Here is a 17278-nt window from a genome sequence, read left to right as displayed (position 1 = left end):
CCCCGGCATCGCGCGATGATGAACGCAAAAGTTGCAAAATTATAGTCTAAATTATTGCAAAAACGTTGCACCTTCGCGGAGCAAACGGACCTCCCATTCAGGCCGATCGTCACCGATCAACCTTTCTACAACCGAAAACTAGGGTCCTGTTGCAGTTTGGGAATATGTTCCACCGTTCGTTTTTGCAATTATTCTGTAACAAAATCGAACGAACTGCCTTGTTTTTGTCCGTCTTTTGACATCGCGCTGCTAATTAAGCCGTTTATCTTCTGCTCCAACGAACAGGAGGTAACCATGACCCATAGGGACTTGACGATCGCCGAAGTTCTTAGAGACCCGCTGATCCGCCAGGTCATGCGCGCAGATCACATATCCGTTTCAAGGATGGCGAACCTGCTGCAGGATGCCGCCCGCAGGCAGGAGCTTGCTTTGTCTGCCAACATTGCACCGATTGCGCATGCGGCCGCGCGGTCGGTACCGCGGATCGATTTGCGCTGATATTATCTACCTGGATTTGTCGACGGCAATCGCCACGGGATCGGCGATTGCCACTATTTCCCAGCGTTCCCAATCCCGGTTTCGCAACGTGCTGGGCCTGCCGTCAGAGTGCGCCGCTCCGGTTGAGCGAGATCGCATAGACACTGGTCGTCGCCGTCATGAAAAGCTTGTGCTTGCCACGGCTGCCGAAGCAGAGGTTGGAGACGGTCTCCGGCACCAGGATCTTGCCCATGAGGTGACCGTCCGGCGCGATGCAATGCACACCATCGGCGGCTGAAGACCAGAGATTGCCGTCGCTGTCGAGGCGCATGCCATCGGCGCAGCCCGGTGAAATCGTATGAAACACGTCGCCACCGGACAGCCGCCAGTTTTCTCCGACATTGAAGACGCGAATATGCTGCGGGTCGCTACCATGCATGCGGCCGGTATCGGCGACGTAGAGCTTTTTCTCGTCGGGGCTGAAGGCAAGTCCGTTTGGGCAATTGAAATCCGTCAGGACAGCGGAGATCGCGCCGGAGGGATCGACACGATAGACATTGCAGGGCAATTCCTGCTCGCTTCTATGCCCCTCATAATCCGTCGCAATGCCATAATGGGGATCGCTGAACCAGATGGCACCGTCCGAGGCGACGATGACATCATTCGGCGAGTTCAGCCGCTTGCCCTGATAGCTGTCGGCGATGATCGTGGTCGATCCGTCATATTCTGTACGCGTCACGCGCCTGCCGCCATGCTCGCAGCTGACAAGCCGGCCCTGCCGGTCGCGCGTATGGCCGTTCGAAAAATTCGAAGGCTCGCGAAAGACGCTGACGCCGAAGCCCGGTACCCAGCGCATGATGCGGTTATTGGGAATATCGGAAAAGAGCAGGCAATTCAGATCTCCGAACCAGACAGGTCCTTCCACCCAGTCGAATCCGGTGGCAATTTGTTTGACGGGAGCGTTGCCGAGGATGAATTTCCCGAAGGCCGGATCGAAAATCTCGAAGAACGACATTATGACAATACCTCCCATAAGGTTACATCTGGAGATCGATGTGTTATCGATAACATATAGAATTGAGTCCGCAAACGGGAGGATAGTTGCATGAGCCATGTTCTGACGTCGAGTGTCTTGAGCGACGAAGGTGTGACGACGCTGTTGACGGCGGCCATCGCCGCGGCCACCGCGATGGGGCAGCCGCAATGCATCGTCGTGGTCGACCAGTCCGGCGTGACATTGGGCTCCTTTCGCATGCGCGGTTCACGTTTCCAATCGCTGAAAAGTGCCGCGGCCAAGGCACAGACGGCCGCCTCCATCGGTGCGCCAAGCCATTCCTTGCCGGAACATGCCAGGGTGCCGCTTGCGGTTGCAACCCATGGCGGGATGACCGGCTTGCGCGGCGGCTTGCCGATCCGTGTTGCCGGCACGCTTGTCGGCGGCATCGGTGTCGGATCGGGCTCCGGCGAGCAGGACGAACAGGTAGCCCGCGCCGCCCTTAAGGCAATCGGCGCCGATCTCGACTAACGGACAGACGACCTCCCTCTGATCCTGCCGATCCGAGGGAGGTCGCAAACGGTCAGGCGAAGACGATTTGCGCCTTCATCGCCTTGCTTCGATCCGAGGCGATCTCGAAGGCACTGATCGCCTCGGCGAGCGGCACGGTGTGGGTGATGAGCGGCCGCACATCGATAAGGCGCTTGCGCATCAGATCGACGCCGACTGAAAACTCCTCATGGAAGCGGAAGGAGCCGCGCAGCTCCAGTTCCTTGGCGGTAATCGCCATCATCGGCAGGCTCATATCGCCGCCGAGACCGAGCTGCACGATGATCCCACGCGGACGAAGTGCTGCGATACCGCCGACCAGCGCGGCGGCAGCGCCTGAGCATTCGTAAAGGACATCGAAGGTGCCCTTGTCGGCGGAATAAGCAGCAAGAGCCTCCGGCTCATTCTTCGTATTGATGATCCTGTCGGCGCCGGCCTGCTTGGCGAGCGAGAGGGTGAAATCCGAAAGATCGGTCGCCACGATCTCGGCGGCGCCCGCCCGGCGCGCAGCCAGGATCGACAGGACGCCGATCGGGCCGCAGCCGGTGACCAGAACGCGCTTGCCGAGCATCTCGCCCGCGCGCCGCGTGGCATGCAAGGTCACGGCCAGTGGTTCCGCCATTGCCGCTTCGCCAGGCGTCAGCCCATCGGCCGGCACGCATTGGATGGCGTCGGCGACGAGTGTTTCGCGAAATGCGCCCTGGATATGCGGAAAGGGCATGGCGCTGCCATAAAAGCGCATGTTGAGGCATTGATTGGGCAGTCCTTGCAAGCAGTAGCGGCAGGTCCGGCAGGGGCGGGAAGGGGAGACGGCAACGAGCTGACCGAGCTCGAGGCCTTGCACGCCGGAGCCGAGTGCGATGACGGTGGCGCTGACCTCGTGTCCCAGGATCATCGGCTCCTTCAGGCGCACGGTGCCGAAGCCGCCGTGATGGTAGTAGTGCAGGTCGCTGCCGCAGACACCGCCGGTCGCGAGCCTCAGCTTGACTTCTCCCGCACCCGGCTCTTCCCCCGGACGATCCTCGATCCGCACATCCTTGGCGGCGTAAGCGACGATGGCTTTCATTTTCCTCTCCTCAAAGAACGGGTGTCGGCAGAGCCTGGCCGGCGAAGTGGGCGACCAGATTGTCACGCACCAGCTGGCCCATGGCCTTGCGCGTCTCCACGGTCCCGGAGGCATGGTGAGGCTGCAGCAGCACATTGTTCAGCGCCAGGAAGCGCGGATTGAGCTTCGGCTCGCCTTCGAAGACGTCAAGAGCGGCCGATCCGAGCTTGCCCGTCTCCAGCCCGTCGAGCAGTGCGTCTTCGTCTATATTGGAAGCTCTGGAGATGTTGATCAACATGCCTTCCGGGCCGAGCGCCTCGATCACCTCGCGGCCGACAATATGCCGGGTTACCGGCGAAGCGGCGAGCGTGACGAACAGGAAGTCCGATTGTTTGGCAAGCTCGACCGGATCGGCCAAGAAGGTCATGTCGGATGCGTAGGATTTCGCCTCGACATCGGAATAGGCAATATGCATGTCGAAGCCCTTCAGGCGCTTGGCGACTTCAAAGCCGATGCGGCCGAGGCCAAGCACGCCGGCACGCCGTCCCCAGACGCGCCGCTTGAGAGGGTAAAGCCCCTTTTGCGCCCAGCTGCCGTCACGCACCCAGGTCTCGGCGCCAATCATGCCGCGCGATAGGCACAGCATCATGGCAATCCCGAGATCCGCAACGTCGTTGGTCAGGACGTCGGGCGTGTTGGTAACGCGAATGCCGCGCTCGCGGCAGGCTTGCAGGTCGACGGCATCGAAGCCCACACCATAGACCGAAATGACTTCGAGATTCGGGCAGGCCTCGATCATGGCTCGATTGGCGCCGAGTTCGCCGCGTGTGGCAATGGCCTTGATCGACGATCCGACGTCGGCAAGCAGTTTCGCCTTGTCGACGGCCTCGAAATAGCGATGCACCCGAAATGCCGCATCGAGCGGTTCTTGATCCCATTGCGGATAGGGGCCAATCTGCAGGATTGATGGCCTGTCCATCTTTTCACGTCCTCCCTTGACATCAAATGTTATCGATAACATAAACGGGGAAGACAACCATTGTCGAGTTAAAAAAAACGGAGGAAACGATGTCTCTTGGCCTCTTCGATCTGAAAGGGCGGCGAGCCCTGGTGACGGGTTCTTCCCAAGGCATCGGGCTTGCGCTCGCCAAAGGTTTGGCCGCGGCGGGCGCCGAGCTGGTTCTCAACGGACGCGATAAGGAAAAGCTTGCCAAGGCAGCTGAAAGCTTCGAAAGCAAGGTGCACCTGCTGGCATTCGATGCCACGGATCACGAGGGCGCGCGCCAGGCTGTCGATACTTTTGAGGCGCAAACGGGCGCGATCGATATCCTCGTCAACAATGCCGGCATGCAATTCCGCACGACGCTCGAGGATTTTCCCGCCGACGCCTTCGAGCGGCTTTTACGCACGAACATATCGAGCGTCTTCAACGTCGGTCAGGCCGTTGCACGGCACATGATCAAACGCGGCGCCGGAAAGATCATCAACATCGCAAGCGTGCAGACGGCACTGGCGCGGCCGTCGATAGCGCCCTATACGGCAACCAAGGGTGCCGTCGGCAATCTGACCAAGGGCATGGCGACGGATTGGGCTAGGCACGGGCTGCAATGCAATGCCATCGCGCCCGGCTATTTCGATACGCCATTGAATGCAGCCCTCGTTGCCGATGCCGAATTTTCGTCCTGGCTCGAAAAGCGCACGCCCGCCGGCCGCTGGGGTCGCGTCGAAGAACTGGTCGGCGCCTGCATCTTCCTCGCCTCCGACGCCTCCTCCTTTGTCAACGGACACGTGCTTTATGTCGATGGCGGCATCACAGCTTCGCTCTGACGATGCCAGGCTGCAGCGCTACGTCGTCATGGGCGTCAGCGGTTGCGGCAAGTCGTCTGTCGGTTCGGCGATCGCGATGCGCCTTGGCGGCATCTATGTCGATGGCGATGATCTTCATCCACCGGCCAATGTTGCCAAGATGAGTGCCGGCATACCGTTGACCGATGCCGATCGATGGCCCTGGCTCGACAAGGTCGGTCACTACCTGGCTTTGGCGGATGAGACGGCGCTGATCGGATGTTCGGCGCTGAAGCGCATCTATCGTGATCGGATCCGCGAGGTTGTCGGCGCGCCGGTTTCCTTCATTCATCTTGCCGGCACGCGAGAAACGATCCTGCGGCGTTTACAGGCGCGGCCGGACCACTTCATGCCGCCGGCGTTGCTCGACAGTCAGTTTGCCGCGCTCGAGGTACCCGGCGCTGACGAACGGGCGATCACCGTCGATATCGATCAGCCGCTGGACGCGGTGGTGGCGGCCATCATAGCCGCATTGGAGGAGGACCAATCATGAGCAACAAGGTGGCGTTGATCGGCGCCGGCGCAATGGGCGGTGCAATCGGCTCCCGCCTGGTGGAGACCGGCAATCATCTGACGGTTTTCGATCCCAACACGGACAAGGTCGCCGCGCTGACTGCAAAAGGCGCCATGGCAGCCCCCAGCGCTGCGGAGGCGGCGAGCGTTTCCGATTTCGTGATTCTGAGCCTCAATTCGCCCAGGATTGTGCATGCTGCGGTATTCGGCCCGGGCGGCGTTGCCGAAGGGGCCAGGCCGGGAACGCTGATCATCGACATGTCGTCGATCGATCCCGACGCGACGAAGGCGCTTGCCGCCGAGGTTGCGGAAAAGGGACTGCGCTGGGTGGACAGTCCGCTTTCCGGCGGCGCGGCGAAGGCGCTGATCGGGCAACTGACCCTGATGGCCGGCGGTCGCGAACAGGATGTCGCGGAGGCGCATCAGGTCCTGCGTCACGTGGCCTCGAATTATACGCATATGGGGCCTGTCGGCGCGGGCCAGACCACGAAGCTGATCAATCAGGTTCTCTGCGCATTGAACTTCCTGGCCGTCGCGGAGGCGACGCAATTGGCGCTCGATGCCGGCGTCGATGCTGACAAGATCCCGCAGGCGCTGAAGGGTGGGCGGGCCGATAGCGCCATTCTGCAGGAATATATGCCGCGCTACGTCACCAAGGATTATCGCCGCACCGGCAGGATCGACAACATGGTCAAGGATCTGAACGGCGCGCAGGATCTCGCCCGCAGGACCAACACGGCCATGCCGCTGACGGCGGTCTGCGCCGAGATACATCGCATGCTGACGGCCTCAGGCCTCGGTGGCGAAGATCAGGCGGCATTGATGGAATTCTTTAAAGGGCCGAACAAGGAGATCGCCGGATGATTACCCGATACGCATTATTCGAGGGCAAAGTCAGGGAAGGGCAGGCGGAAGCGTTTCGCACCGCCGTCATGGAAACCATCCTGCCAAAATGGAAGCAGTTTCCGGGCGCCCTTGACGTACGGGTCACATTCGCCGAAGCACGCGACGAAGGCGCCCCTGAATTCCCAATGATCCTGGCCGTCAATTATCCGGACATGGCTGCCGTGGAAAACGCACTTGCAAGCCCGGTCCGTGCGCAAGCGCGCGCGGCAACAGAAGCCGTCCTCTCCCGGTTCTTCGAAGGACGTATCCATCATCACGTGACGCTTGCGCATGAGTTCCAGCTATAGGCTGCCCCTCGCAAAAAGCGTTTCGGGGCCACGCCCGAACGGCGCTCCCACATCGGGGTAAAAGGGCGGGCTCTTGCCATCCATGGGAGAGGCATATTACTCTGATGGTAACGATAACATAGGCCGTCGATGAGCAACGATCGCAAAACGCCCACCATGGCAGATATAGCCCGCGTCATGGGAGTCTCTCCCATGACGGTATCGCGCGCCTTCAAGGCCGATAGCCTCGTCAGCCCGGAGACGCGCGAAGCCATCCTCAGAACGGCGGAGGAACTCGGCTATGTCTTCGACAGTACGGCCTCCAATCTTCGTTCGCAAAAGTCAGGCTTTGTCGCGGTCACCATTCCCTCCATCAACAATGCCAACTTCGCGGAGACTGCCGGCGGCCTTTCCGATATCCTATCCAAGCGGGACATGCAGATCCTGTTTGGCTACACGAACTATAATGTCGAGGAGGAGGAGCGGCTGATCGAGCAATTGCTGCGCCGCAAGCCGCAGGCGATCGTCGTGACCGGTGGCACGCATACGGACCGTGCCCGCAGGCTCCTGCAGACCGTCGCCATTCCAGTGATCGAGACCTGGGACATCCCGGCCGATCCGATCGGCCACTATGTCGGCTTTTCCAACACGGCCGTCATGCGGGATATGGTGGACCATTTCGTAGCCCTTGGCTGTCGGCGCATCGCCTTCATCGGCGGCGATGTCGAGAGGGACTCGCGCGGCAGCGAGCGCCGCTTTGGCTTCATCGCGGCGATGCAGGCGCATGGCCTTGATGCCACCCGGCTGATCGCCGCGGGATCGCCGCCGATTTCTATGCGGGAAGGCGCCAATGCCATGGCGAAGTTGATCGAGCTCTATCCGGATACGCAGGCCGTCGTCTGCGTCTCGGATCTTGCCGCCTACGGCGCGCTCACCGAATGTCGCCGACTTGGGATTCCGGTGCCAGAGCGCTTTTCCATCGGCGGCTTCGGCAATTATGAAATCGGCGAAGTCTGCGTGCCGACATTGACGACGATCAACGCCTTTGCGCGGGAAATCGGCGAGCGGACCGCGCAACTGATCCTGGATATTCTCGATGGCACACAGCCAGTCACCGATGTTAGGATTTCACCGCAACTGATTGCGCGCGATAGCAGCCGCCGAGTTTAGCATCTTGCCGAATGATATGGCGCGACCCGTAGGCCGCGCCATATCGTTTCAACGGGATCACTTGCCCCAGATCTTCTTGTATTCGTCCTTATAGCCGTTATCCGGATCAAACGTGTTTTTCGGTCCGCCATCGGACTGGATATTGTCGGCCGTCACGACATGCAGCGGCGACAGGTAGCCCGACCATTTTTCGCCGGCGAATGCGCGATTGAGTTCGTCGATCAGCTGCCAGCCCTGAAGATTGAGGGGTTCGGCCACCGTGACCTTCTGGAATTGACCGGCGCGGATGCGTTCATAGGCCGATTGCGAGCCGTCGCCGGCGGCGACATTGATCGGTGCGTCGGTGCCGCCCTTGCCGGCGGAGGCGAGCGAGGGACCCATGAAGTCGAAATAGAGGTCGTTGATCGCAAGTGAATGGGTCCAGCTGTCACCATATTTCTGCAGGAGCGACGTCGTGAGCTGCGGCATGCGCTGCGACGTCTCGGCGATCGGGGTGTCGACGTATTCCAGCACCTTGCCGCCTAGCCGCTCGATTTCCTGCTTCATCCTGTCCGCCTTGGCGATGGCGATCGCATAGGTGGAGTCGGTGAAGATGATGACGCCCGGCTTGCCCTTGGCATCGACGAAGGCCCAGTCGGCGGCGGCCTTCGAGACTTCCATGGCGTCGGTGCTGACATTGGCGAAGAGGCCGTTCTTGTCGTCGGGGCCGATGACCGGGCCCGCATGCCAGGCGACCAGCGGGATCTTGGCGGCTTTTGCCTGCTCCAGCGCCGGTGCCTGCTCGACGGCATCGAAACCATCGATGATAATGCCGGCCGGCTGCAGCGCGATCGCCTGACCGAAGGCAGCCGTGCGACCGCCGATCGAGCCCGCGCCGTCGAGAACCTTCACCTGCCAGCCGATGGCCTTGGCTGCTTCCTCGACACCGTTGCTGACGCCGAGAATGCCGCCATTCTTGAGGTCGCCCGCAAGCACGACGATGGTCTTGCCGGCCTGTGCCTTCGGGCCGGTCGTCGGGCCGTCCCATTTGGTCACCGGCGTCGCATATTTGTCGACGACGGCCTTCGCATCCGCCATCGGATCGGCATAGGCCTGGCCGGCGCACAGCACGAGAACGGCGGTGGTCGCCTGCAGGAATTGTCTACGGTTCATGTCGTCTCCTCCCTTTGGACATTTGAACTTCAGATGATTTTCATTTCTCCGCCGGCTTGGCGGAGAGTTGCGGTGCCTGGGCCGGCGCCATGCGCCCTGCATGGCTGCGGCGTCGCTGCGCATAGCCGGCAATGCCGATCGCGACCAGCAATGTGACGCCGTTGAACAGAGGCTCGACATAGAAGGAACCGCCGAATTGCTGGATGCCGGCAATGCCGACCGCTAGGATGATGACGCCGATCATCGTGCCCCAGACGTTGACGCGGCCCGGCTTGATCGTCGTCGAGCCAAGGAATGCGCCGACCAGCGCGGGCAGGAGATATTCAAGCCCGACGCTTGCCTGACCGATGCGCAGCTTGGAGGCAAGCAGCACGCCGGCAATGGCGGCAAGCGTGCCCGAGGTGACGAAGGCGCCGATGACAAAACGACGAACCGGGATGCCGTTCAGCGCGGCGGCTTTCGGATTGGCGCCGATCGCGTAGATGTAGCGGCCGATCGGCAGATATTCGAGGACGATCCACATGACGAAGGCAAGGCCAAGGACGTAGATGCCGGTGATCGGCAGGCCGAAAACCATGGTGCCGTTCAGTGCATAAAACCCTTGCGGCAACATGCCCACAACCTGCCGGCCGCCCGTATGCCAGAGCGCGATCGCATAAAGGACAGTGCCTGTGCCGAGTGTTGCGATGAAGCTGTCGATCTTGGCAATTTCCACCAGAAGGCCATTCAGGAAACCGGTCAGCGCGCCGAGCGCAATGACGATAAGCACGGCGACCGGCCACGGCAGGCCGAACATTGTCTGAAGGCTGATCGCAAGCACGTGCCACAGCACGATGCCATAGCCGATCGTCAGATCGATGCGGCCCGCCGCCATCGGGATCATTGCCGCAAGCGACAGGATGGCGATGATCGTCTTATCCGAAACGATCGAACGCAGGTTGAGCATGGTCGGAAACGTCTGCGGCAGCAGAATGGAGAAGAGCACGATCAGCAGCACGGTCAGGATGACGAGGCCGTAAACGGGCAGCAGACGCTGGACCTTCTGGCCGAAGCTCATAGCCGAAAGCTCGGCGCGGGTCGGCTCGAGCGCGTTGGATTCGATCGATTGCATGATGTTTCTCTCCGGTTCAGGCCGCTTCGGATGCCGATGCGGCGGCGATGACCGCCGGTGTTGTGAGGTTAGCGCCGCTAAGCTCGCGCACGATCCTTCCGCGCGAAAATACGAGGGTGCGATGGCAGATATGGGCGATTTCCTCGAAATCGGTTGAGACGACGAGAACGGCAAGGCCAGCCTCGACTGCCTCGGCGATCAGGCGATAGATGTCGGCCTTGGCGCCGACGTCGACGCCGGCCGTCGGATCTTCGGCGATCAACAATTTGCGACCCGTCGCCAGCCATCGTCCCACGACGACCTTCTGCTGGTTGCCGCCCGATAGTGCCTCGATGGCGAGGCTTTGATCGTTGGGCCTGAGACCGACGCGGGCGCCGAGAGAGTAGGCCGCTTCCGCCTCCCGGCGCGGCGACAGGAACGAAAACAAGCTACGCCCCGACGCACCAGGGTTCAGGAAGGTATTTTCACGCAGGCTGAGCGACATGGCGACGGACTCTTCGGTCCGGTCCCTGGCGATCAGGCCGATGCCGGACGCCATCGCTGCGACCGTGCTGGAAAGGTCCGGCTCGCTCCCGTTCAGTCGCACCGTACCGTGCGATGGCTCGCAGCCGAACAGCGCGCGTCCGATCAGTTCCTGCCCCGCACCGCGCAAACCGACAAGACCGAGCAATTCCCCTTGCCGAATATCGAAGGACACGGGTCCGGCGCCGCGGCAGGAAAGCTCCTTGACAGAAACGACTGCAGGTCCTGCCGCTCTTTCCGCCTTGACGAACAATTGGTCGGCCTTGCGCCCGACGATCATGCGAATGAGCTCATCCGGCGTCGTCTCCGAAACCGGCTTCTGGCCGACCAACTGACCGTCGCGCAAGACAGCGACGCGGTCGGCAATGCGGAAAATCTCGTCCAGCCGATGCGAGACGTAAATCATGGCCACGCCGCGTTCTTTGAGCGGCCGAATGGCCGCAAACAGCTTCTCGACTTCGTCGGCGGGCAGGCTGGCGGTGGGTTCGTCAAGGACCAGCACATCTGCTTCGACGGCGAGTGCGCGGGCGATTGCGACGAGTGATTTTTCCGTGCGCGTCAGTTCCTGAACGCGGGTCGAAGGATCGAAGTCGCAGCCCACGAGCTTCAGCGCCTCTGCCGTGCGCCGCTCCGTCGCGCGCCAGTCGATCAGGCGGCCGCGCAGAGAATAACCCTGCGCCAGCCCGACATTCTCGCCGACCGTCATCCACTCGATCAGCCCGAGATCCTGGTGGATGAAGGCGACCGGCTGACGCTGGTTAGGCTGCGGCGGGCGGTGATGATAGGGCTTGCCGCGAAACAGGATCTGTCCGCCATCGGGCTTGTAGATGCCTGCCAGCGTCTTGATGAGCGTCGATTTGCCTGCGCCGTTTTCACCAAGAAGCGCCAGGATTTCACCCGGCCGCAGATCGAGCGAAACATTCGACAGGGCGCGCGTTCCACCAAACTCCTTGGTGATCTCGCAAAATTCGAGCAGCTTTCCGTCGTCCATCCCGCTCCTCCCAAAGCTTCGATGGAAGGAGGCTATGTTATCGATAACATTCCGTCAAGGCCTTCTGCTCCGAACCTCATTGCTGGATGCGTTCCTTTAATGTTGAAAGAATTGTAATCTGTATTTCCGAAGTGATTTTCTTTATATCTAAAATAAAAAAACTGATGGCCGCAATCATCTTATGAAATGATGATCTTTTCTCGCCAAACGTTCATAGTACTAACTAGAGTTGTATCATCCTCTATTTGGACTAATATTTCTTAGGTAGTGCGCTTGGATCACATCTCGTCTAAAATTATTTGCCGGAGATATGAATGACGAGCTGCCGCCGCACGCGTTGAGAAATTCTAAAGGAAGGCGTCTCAATGCGTGCATCTGAGGAAAATTTTTGACGTACGTTACTCAATCGATATTCAAAATTGACAATGCCGATGCTGAGGAGATGACGGCACATTATGCGAGAACCCTATTTCCCGCCGTCGTCGAGCCTCTCAAACGACGCGCTTCGATTTCGGTGGAGGACCGACATTATACGGTCGGTTCCTGCAGCGTGTGGAATGGGAAATGTCATTCCGGAATGAGCGTGACGCTTCCCGGTGGTCCTAATGCCTACGGTCTCTATCTCCCAACCATGGGCAAAATGTTGATCGATGCAGGAGGGCGACAGCTGGTATCGGAGGCAGGCGAGGGCCTGCTTGCAGATATGTCGTCGTTCGAAAAGCTGACCCTGGAAGAGCGGCGCGGCCATATGGGCATGGCCTTCGAAAAATCGGCAATGATCCGTCAGTTGAGCGAATTGCTGGACGCGCCCGTTCTCGACGATCTGGAAATGGGCGGCGCCGTCGATCTCATGACGCAAAGAGGCGCGCAGATCGCGACACTCGGAAATTTGATCTGGCAGAATTTGACGGTTGACGATGCGGACCGCTCGTCCCTGGCGTTCAGCGAGCGTCTGCTGCAGGCGATGATGATCGCGCTGTTGGAAGTGGTGCCGCATGCCTATTCAGCGCACTTGCGCCGGCCGGTTTCACCGGCGATGCCAAAGCAGTTGAAGCGCGCCGTCGAATTTATGCATGCCAATGTCGGCGCCGACATCCGGATCGGTGAAATTGCCCGCGAGGCCGGAACAAGCGTGAGGTCGGTTCAGGCCGCTTTTCAGCAATTCAAGAACATGACGCCCCTTAACTATCTGAGGATGATCCGTCTGCAGGGCGCTCGCAAGGCGTTGATGGACTGCGGACCTTCACGGCCGGTCGCCGAGATGGCACGCGATTGGGGGTTTTCCCACATGGGGCGCTTTGCGGCGCTCTATCATCAGGCCTTTGGCGAAATGCCGTCCGAGACTGCGAGACGGCCCCGGAACGGCGATAGGTAAGATGAGGTCTGCCGAGCGAACAAGGTTTCGCCCGCAGGCGGTTCATTCGCCGACCGCATTCACGATACGGCAGAGATTCTTGCCGACGCCCGGCGCCACCTGGCCCTGCTGCACGATGAAGACCGCATCGACGCGGCTGCCCTTGCCATTCTTGCGCACGACCACGCGCAGAGTTTGCGGTCTGCCGGATCCGCTCGTTTCCTGCTGCGCGGTCAGCGTGCCGAGTTTCTTCTCCACGTTCACATCGACAAAGCCTTCGGCCAAAACAGCGCGCGACACCTTGTCGAAGGCGGCGGTGGTATTGACGGACGGGAAAACCATCCAGGTCTTGTAGGTGATGCCCGTCACGAGCGGCACGCCGCTGCTCTCGTAATGATCCGAACAAGCGTCCGCGAACGCCGGGGCGGCGGAAAAAACGCCGAGCGCAAATACGCAAGCTATCCTTGTAATCATGATTTCATAGCCTTTTGCTACTGAGAAAGACGGTCAGGTCAACGCGTAATCTTGATACTATTTTGGAGAGAGTGCGTCTATCGAGGAAACACGCGTGAAGGGAGGGTTTCGACGGAAATGTATCATCGTCGCCTTGCACGCGTCGCTTGAGTGAAAGAGGTTTCATCTTCTAAATGATTATGGACGACCGTGTCTGCATCCTGCATTCCCTATCGCCGTGGTTGCCGCCTGATTCGTAATTTCTCCGTGTATTTCGGCCGTTAAGTCGTAGTCGAAATGAATGCGGAGGCGTGGTCCCAACCATCAAAGCGGGTGATCGGTTGCTATTTGGACACAATCGTAAACAACCGGACTGTCATAATTCATTATTTATTAGCCCGGCATATTGCCTCCCGCCCTGTGGTTGATATTTCTGCCTTGCTTCTAACATCCGAAGGAGATTCCGGAATGCGGAAATGGGCGGCGATTTTACCCTTGGTTGTCCTCAGCGCCTGTGCAAGGCCGTCTGACGGGCCAAGCGCCCTTAATATCCGCAATGCCAGGATGCCCGACACGCAGCGGAAGATTCCGGTCGTGCCGCTCTCCGAGGCTCCGATGGGCGCGCAGGTCGTTGCGCCGTCCTATGCGCCCACCGATCTGGGGCTCGCAAGCCTCCGCTCGGGCGGCTATTCCAATGCGCGGCTGCGCGCGGGAGACGTCTTCGACGTGACCGTGCTCGATACGGGCGAGGATGGTTTGTTGTCCGCGACCCAGAGCAAGTCGCTTAATCTGGGTCGCTTCACGGTCGATCCGAAGGGTTTTGTCACGATGCCCTACGTCGGTAAGCAGAAGGTGAGCGGTTCGAGCCCGGAAGGCGTGCAATCGCAGATCGTCACCGCCCTTAAGGGCTCCTCGGTCAATCCCCAGGCTGTGGTCACGGTCGTCGACCAGCCTTCCAACGCCGTGACGGTCGATGGCAAGGTTCGCTCGGCTGGACGCTTTCCGCTGACGGCGCGCAAGGAGCGCGTGCTCGATGTTCTCGCGCTGGCCGGCGGCGCATCCTCTGCGCCCAGCAATACCACCGTTACAGTGACTCGTGGAACGCAGCGCGCCACCGCGCCGCTCGCTCGCATTCTCCAGGACGATAAGCAGAACGTGTATCTCGTTCCTGGCGATCAGGTCTTCGTCGACGGAGCGTCGCAAACCTTCACGGCGCTTGGCGCCTTCAAGAGCGTCGGTGAATTTCCGCTGGAACCGGGCAAGACGACCTTGGCCCAGGCGCTTGCCCGCGCCGGTGGTATGCTCGACGATCGTGCTGACTCCCGCAACTTCTACCTTTTCCGGAATCAGAAGATCTATTCGCAGGTTGCGTCGAGCCTAGCTAAGAGCGCCAGTGCGCCGACCGTCGTTTCGGTCAAGCCAGTCATCTACAGCGTCAACCTCAAGCAAGTCTCTAATTTCGTGCTGATGCAACAGTTCAAGATGCAGGATGGCGACACGATTTACGCCAGCAACGCAGACATGGTCGATGCCGCCAAGCTGTTGACCGTCTATCAGAAGAGCGTGCCGACGGCTGCCGCCCCGCTACCGGGCAGTTCATCGTCGAACTGACAGGGTTCGGACTAGACCTCGTCTATCAAGGCAATGGCCGCCGTTGCACTCGGCGGCCTGCTCGATGGGCTTTGATCTGCCAGGTGCTGCGCGACGGCCGTCAACCGCGCAACCGTTTCATCGGCCTCGTCGCAATGATCGAGAAGCAGTTTCATCACGCAACCGGCCGAATAAAGATCGGCACGCGGATCGGCGCCGGGATCTCTTAAGAGTTCCGGCGCGCTGAAACCCGCTGTTGCGGCCTTCGCAATATCCAGGTCGCGATAGCGTGCCCCGTATTCGATCGTCGTGCCGAAATCGGTAATCTTCAGCCGCCTGAAGTCGTCTTCGCATAGCAGCAGGTTGGCGGGCGAAATATCGCCGTGGACAAAGCCAGCCGCATGAATTGCATTAAGCCCCGCAAGCAGGGACCGCATAGCCGCCCTGACATCCCCCAACGAAATCGAGCTGGCGGCCAATCGTTGCGGCAGCGATGGCCCGGCCCATTCCGCGATGATTGCGGGGCGGCCATCGGCCAGGCGGATGGCGCATTGCACGGCGGCGAGATGGACATGGCAAAGGGTCATGCCTATCCGTGCCTCCCGCAACAGCAGGGCCTTGGTGACGGCTTCGTCGGCTCGCTCGGCGCTGATCGTCTTCAGCGCATGCCGCGTTCCCAGATCGCGATGGCGCAACCGGCTGATTTCCGTCCGCTCGTTGCGATGCACGACCGCTTCCACCAGAAACGTGTTCGCGACGAAGCTCGGCTGATCGTCGGCGATCGAGGGCAGGCGCCGATCCAGCGCATCGCGCAATCGATCGGCCAGAAGATCGCTCATGGTCTTCGGCCGCTCGGTTTCGCCGTCGTGGGTGATGAGATGCAGCAGCTCGGCAAAGCGCGTTGCGATCTCTTTCATCTCATTGGTGCTTGGATCTCCGCTCATTGGGCGCTGATGACGATTGCGCTGACGTTTTCGCGGCAGTTGGCGATGAGCGCCTCCTGGATCAGCGCCTCGGCTGCCTGTTCCAGAGGTGTCTCGATCAGGATCTCGGCAATGATGCGATCCGTAAGCGCGCGGGAGAGCGGGCCACTCACAAGCAGCAGGCGATCGCCGCGGCTAAGTTGATCGCTAACGGTTTCCGCGACGAACTGATCCTTCAGCCCCAGGCCGCGGCCAAGCGTGCGCCGAAGCCCAATGTCGATATGATCATGCGTCAAAAGCCGCATCAATCCATCGCGCAGCAGATAGCAGCGCGCGTCTCCTGCCCATATGGCCGCGAATTCGTCATCAAGCACGATTGCAACCACGAAACTGGCAACGGCGGCTTCTTTTTCGGAATTTGCGCCCTTGGCGCGAAGGATTGCATGTGCGTGGCTGAGTTTGCCTTTGACGTCCTGCACCAATGCTTGCGCGCTCTCGCGTTCGGGAATGCCGGCGAGGATCCCGGTCGTGATCCTTGCCGCCTCAATGGCACTGAGGCCATCGCCGACGCCATCGGCAATCGCGAAGATGCGAGGTGCGCTGACGAGAAGGGCATCGGCATTCAGCGAAAAACGTGTTCCCGGATGACTGGCGCGACTGTAATCTATCGTCCAATCCACCCGGGTTGCCGGTGCGACCTGCACCTCTTTGTCCGGTGTGTCTGGAACGGATGCCGCAGCGCGCACCAACGGCTCCGTGGCGATGGGCGCCCGGATGGCTTCGGCTGTCACGAGCTTGACGAAATCCTGCGCCGTGGGTGCTGCCATGGTGCGAAATCCCTTGCCATGGCGCGTGCCGGGATTGATGCGCCACCAGAGCGAGGCGGGCGGGCCGGCCTCGCCCGCGGCAGCCGATTGCGCCGTCGCCGATCGCTTGTCGGCAAAGGGCGAGCGAAGCCGCTTGGTGCCCTCGATGAAGCGCTGCATGTCGAAGTCGGCGTTGTCGGAGGTTTCTGCGAGCGCTTCTGCCGCTGTAAACCAGCTGTCATCCTCGCAAAGATCGCGCAGCTGACCGGAAAAGCGCTGCAGCTGTGCGACGATGATCAGAGGGAAGCTCCGTCCGACACGATCGCGGCTCGGCAGGAGCACGCCCGCAACGGCGGTCGGCCCCCAGATGCCGCTGCCGACCACGAAGCGCCAGGCCGTCGTCGCATGAAAAAGCCGGCGCCATTCCTCGCCCAACGTCGCTTCAAGGGCGATGAGGCCGCCGTGAATCCATCGGTCAAGCTCGCTTTGCAGGCGCAATCCGAGGGCGGAGGAAACGAAATCGCCATGTGTCGGCAATTTGCCGAAGAAGCCGATCGCATCGGCCTGCATCGGCGATTGAGCGCGGGGAAGGGCATCGTTCATCGGCAGAC

The 17278-nt window shown here is 60.5% G+C and carries 18 protein-coding genes; 9 read left to right on the top strand and 9 right to left on the bottom strand.

Annotated features, from left to right (window positions below; genetic code table 11):
* Positions 1-294: 294 nt before the first annotated feature.
* The gene (locus tag HGP12_RS32255) at positions 295-498 is read left to right on the top strand and encodes a hypothetical protein (RefSeq protein ID WP_168843005.1); all 204 of its coding nucleotides are present in this window, start codon (positions 295-297) and stop codon (positions 496-498) included.
* A gap of 103 nt (positions 499-601) precedes the next feature.
* Here the strand turns inward: HGP12_RS32255 and HGP12_RS32250 are convergent, their stop codons facing one another.
* Entirely contained in the window at positions 602-1492 is an 891-nt protein-coding gene (locus HGP12_RS32250; protein ID WP_168843004.1) for an SMP-30/gluconolactonase/LRE family protein, read from the bottom strand.
* Between the two features lie 90 nt (positions 1493-1582).
* On the opposite strand from HGP12_RS32250, the gene HGP12_RS32245 reads away from it, so the two are divergent.
* Positions 1583-2002 (top strand): heme-binding protein, encoded by a 420-nt coding sequence (locus tag HGP12_RS32245; protein WP_168843003.1) that lies wholly within the window; start codon positions 1583-1585, stop codon positions 2000-2002.
* 52 nt (positions 2003-2054) lie between these two features.
* On the opposite strand, the gene HGP12_RS32240 is transcribed toward HGP12_RS32245, so the two are convergent.
* Together HGP12_RS32240 and HGP12_RS32235 are read right to left on the bottom strand one after the other, a co-directional pair.
* Positions 2055-3086, bottom strand: a complete 1032-nt coding sequence (locus HGP12_RS32240; protein WP_168843002.1) for an L-idonate 5-dehydrogenase — start codon at positions 3084-3086, stop codon at positions 2055-2057.
* Positions 3087-3096: 10 nt separating this feature from the next.
* Positions 3097-4044: a 2-hydroxyacid dehydrogenase gene (locus tag HGP12_RS32235; RefSeq protein WP_168843001.1), complete on the bottom strand. Its 948-nt coding sequence runs from the start codon at positions 4042-4044 to the stop codon at positions 3097-3099.
* An 89-nt stretch (positions 4045-4133) separates the two neighbouring features.
* Between HGP12_RS32235 and HGP12_RS32230 the strand changes: the two genes are divergently transcribed.
* The 5 genes from HGP12_RS32230 to HGP12_RS32210 all read left to right on the top strand — a co-directional run bounded on the left by HGP12_RS32230 (position 4134) and on the right by HGP12_RS32210 (position 7765).
* Positions 4134-4892 carry an SDR family oxidoreductase gene (locus HGP12_RS32230; RefSeq protein WP_168843000.1) on the top strand — a complete coding sequence of 253 codons (759 nt, stop codon included), beginning with the start codon at positions 4134-4136 and terminating at the stop codon, positions 4890-4892.
* Positions 4861-5403: a gluconokinase gene (locus HGP12_RS32225; protein ID WP_168842999.1), complete on the top strand. Its 543-nt coding sequence runs from the start codon at positions 4861-4863 to the stop codon at positions 5401-5403. Before HGP12_RS32230 ends, HGP12_RS32225 begins: the two co-directional genes overlap by 32 nt.
* Positions 5400-6287: an NAD(P)-dependent oxidoreductase gene (locus HGP12_RS32220; RefSeq protein ID WP_168842998.1), complete on the top strand. Its 888-nt coding sequence runs from the start codon at positions 5400-5402 to the stop codon at positions 6285-6287. Before HGP12_RS32225 ends, HGP12_RS32220 begins: the two co-directional genes overlap by 4 nt.
* Entirely contained in the window at positions 6284-6616 is a 333-nt protein-coding gene (locus HGP12_RS32215) for a hypothetical protein (RefSeq protein WP_168842997.1), read from the top strand. Before HGP12_RS32220 ends, HGP12_RS32215 begins: the two co-directional genes overlap by 4 nt.
* A gap of 129 nt (positions 6617-6745) precedes the next feature.
* Entirely contained in the window at positions 6746-7765 is a 1020-nt protein-coding gene (locus HGP12_RS32210) for a LacI family DNA-binding transcriptional regulator (RefSeq protein ID WP_168842996.1), read from the top strand.
* A 57-nt stretch (positions 7766-7822) separates the two neighbouring features.
* Here the strand turns inward: HGP12_RS32210 and HGP12_RS32205 are convergent, their stop codons facing one another.
* From HGP12_RS32205 to HGP12_RS32195, 3 genes are read right to left on the bottom strand one after another with little or no spacing between them, the layout of a single operon-like run.
* On the bottom strand, positions 7823-8917 hold the full coding sequence (locus HGP12_RS32205) for a substrate-binding domain-containing protein (protein ID WP_168842995.1): 1095 nt from the start codon (positions 8915-8917) through the stop codon (positions 7823-7825).
* 40 nt (positions 8918-8957) lie between these two features.
* Positions 8958-10028, bottom strand: a complete 1071-nt coding sequence (locus HGP12_RS32200) for an ABC transporter permease (protein ID WP_168842994.1) — start codon at positions 10026-10028, stop codon at positions 8958-8960.
* Positions 10029-10044: 16 nt separating this feature from the next.
* Positions 10045-11541, bottom strand: coding sequence for a sugar ABC transporter ATP-binding protein (locus tag HGP12_RS32195; protein ID WP_168842993.1), 1497 nt, complete (start codon positions 11539-11541; stop codon positions 10045-10047).
* Between the two features lie 442 nt (positions 11542-11983).
* Between HGP12_RS32195 and HGP12_RS32190 the strand changes: the two genes are divergently transcribed.
* The gene (locus HGP12_RS32190) at positions 11984-12916 is read left to right on the top strand and encodes an AraC family transcriptional regulator (protein WP_312862965.1); all 933 of its coding nucleotides are present in this window, start codon (positions 11984-11986) and stop codon (positions 12914-12916) included.
* Positions 12917-12958: 42 nt separating this feature from the next.
* On the opposite strand, the gene HGP12_RS32185 is transcribed toward HGP12_RS32190, so the two are convergent.
* Positions 12959-13369, bottom strand: coding sequence for a hypothetical protein (locus HGP12_RS32185; protein WP_168842991.1), 411 nt, complete (start codon positions 13367-13369; stop codon positions 12959-12961).
* A gap of 447 nt (positions 13370-13816) precedes the next feature.
* Between HGP12_RS32185 and HGP12_RS32180 the strand changes: the two genes are divergently transcribed.
* A complete protein-coding gene (locus tag HGP12_RS32180; RefSeq protein WP_168842990.1) occupies positions 13817-14959 on the top strand; it encodes a polysaccharide biosynthesis/export family protein in 1143 nt (380 codons plus the stop codon).
* Between the two features lie 11 nt (positions 14960-14970).
* Here HGP12_RS32180 and HGP12_RS32175 read toward each other — a convergent pair whose 3' ends face one another.
* Together HGP12_RS32175 and tagF are read right to left on the bottom strand one after the other, a co-directional pair.
* On the bottom strand, positions 14971-15855 hold the full coding sequence (locus HGP12_RS32175; protein WP_168842989.1) for a protein kinase domain-containing protein: 885 nt from the start codon (positions 15853-15855) through the stop codon (positions 14971-14973).
* A 23-nt stretch (positions 15856-15878) separates the two neighbouring features.
* Positions 15879-17270: a type VI secretion system-associated protein TagF gene (tagF, locus tag HGP12_RS32170; RefSeq protein ID WP_168842988.1), complete on the bottom strand. Its 1392-nt coding sequence runs from the start codon at positions 17268-17270 to the stop codon at positions 15879-15881.
* Positions 17271-17278: the final 8 nt, after the last annotated feature.

It is taken from the genome of Rhizobium sp. P28RR-XV (assembly GCF_012641385.1).
Classification (GTDB): domain Bacteria; phylum Pseudomonadota; class Alphaproteobacteria; order Rhizobiales; family Rhizobiaceae; genus Rhizobium.
Note: the sequence above shows the minus strand (reverse complement) of the source record. Positions and strands in the feature narration are given on the sequence as shown.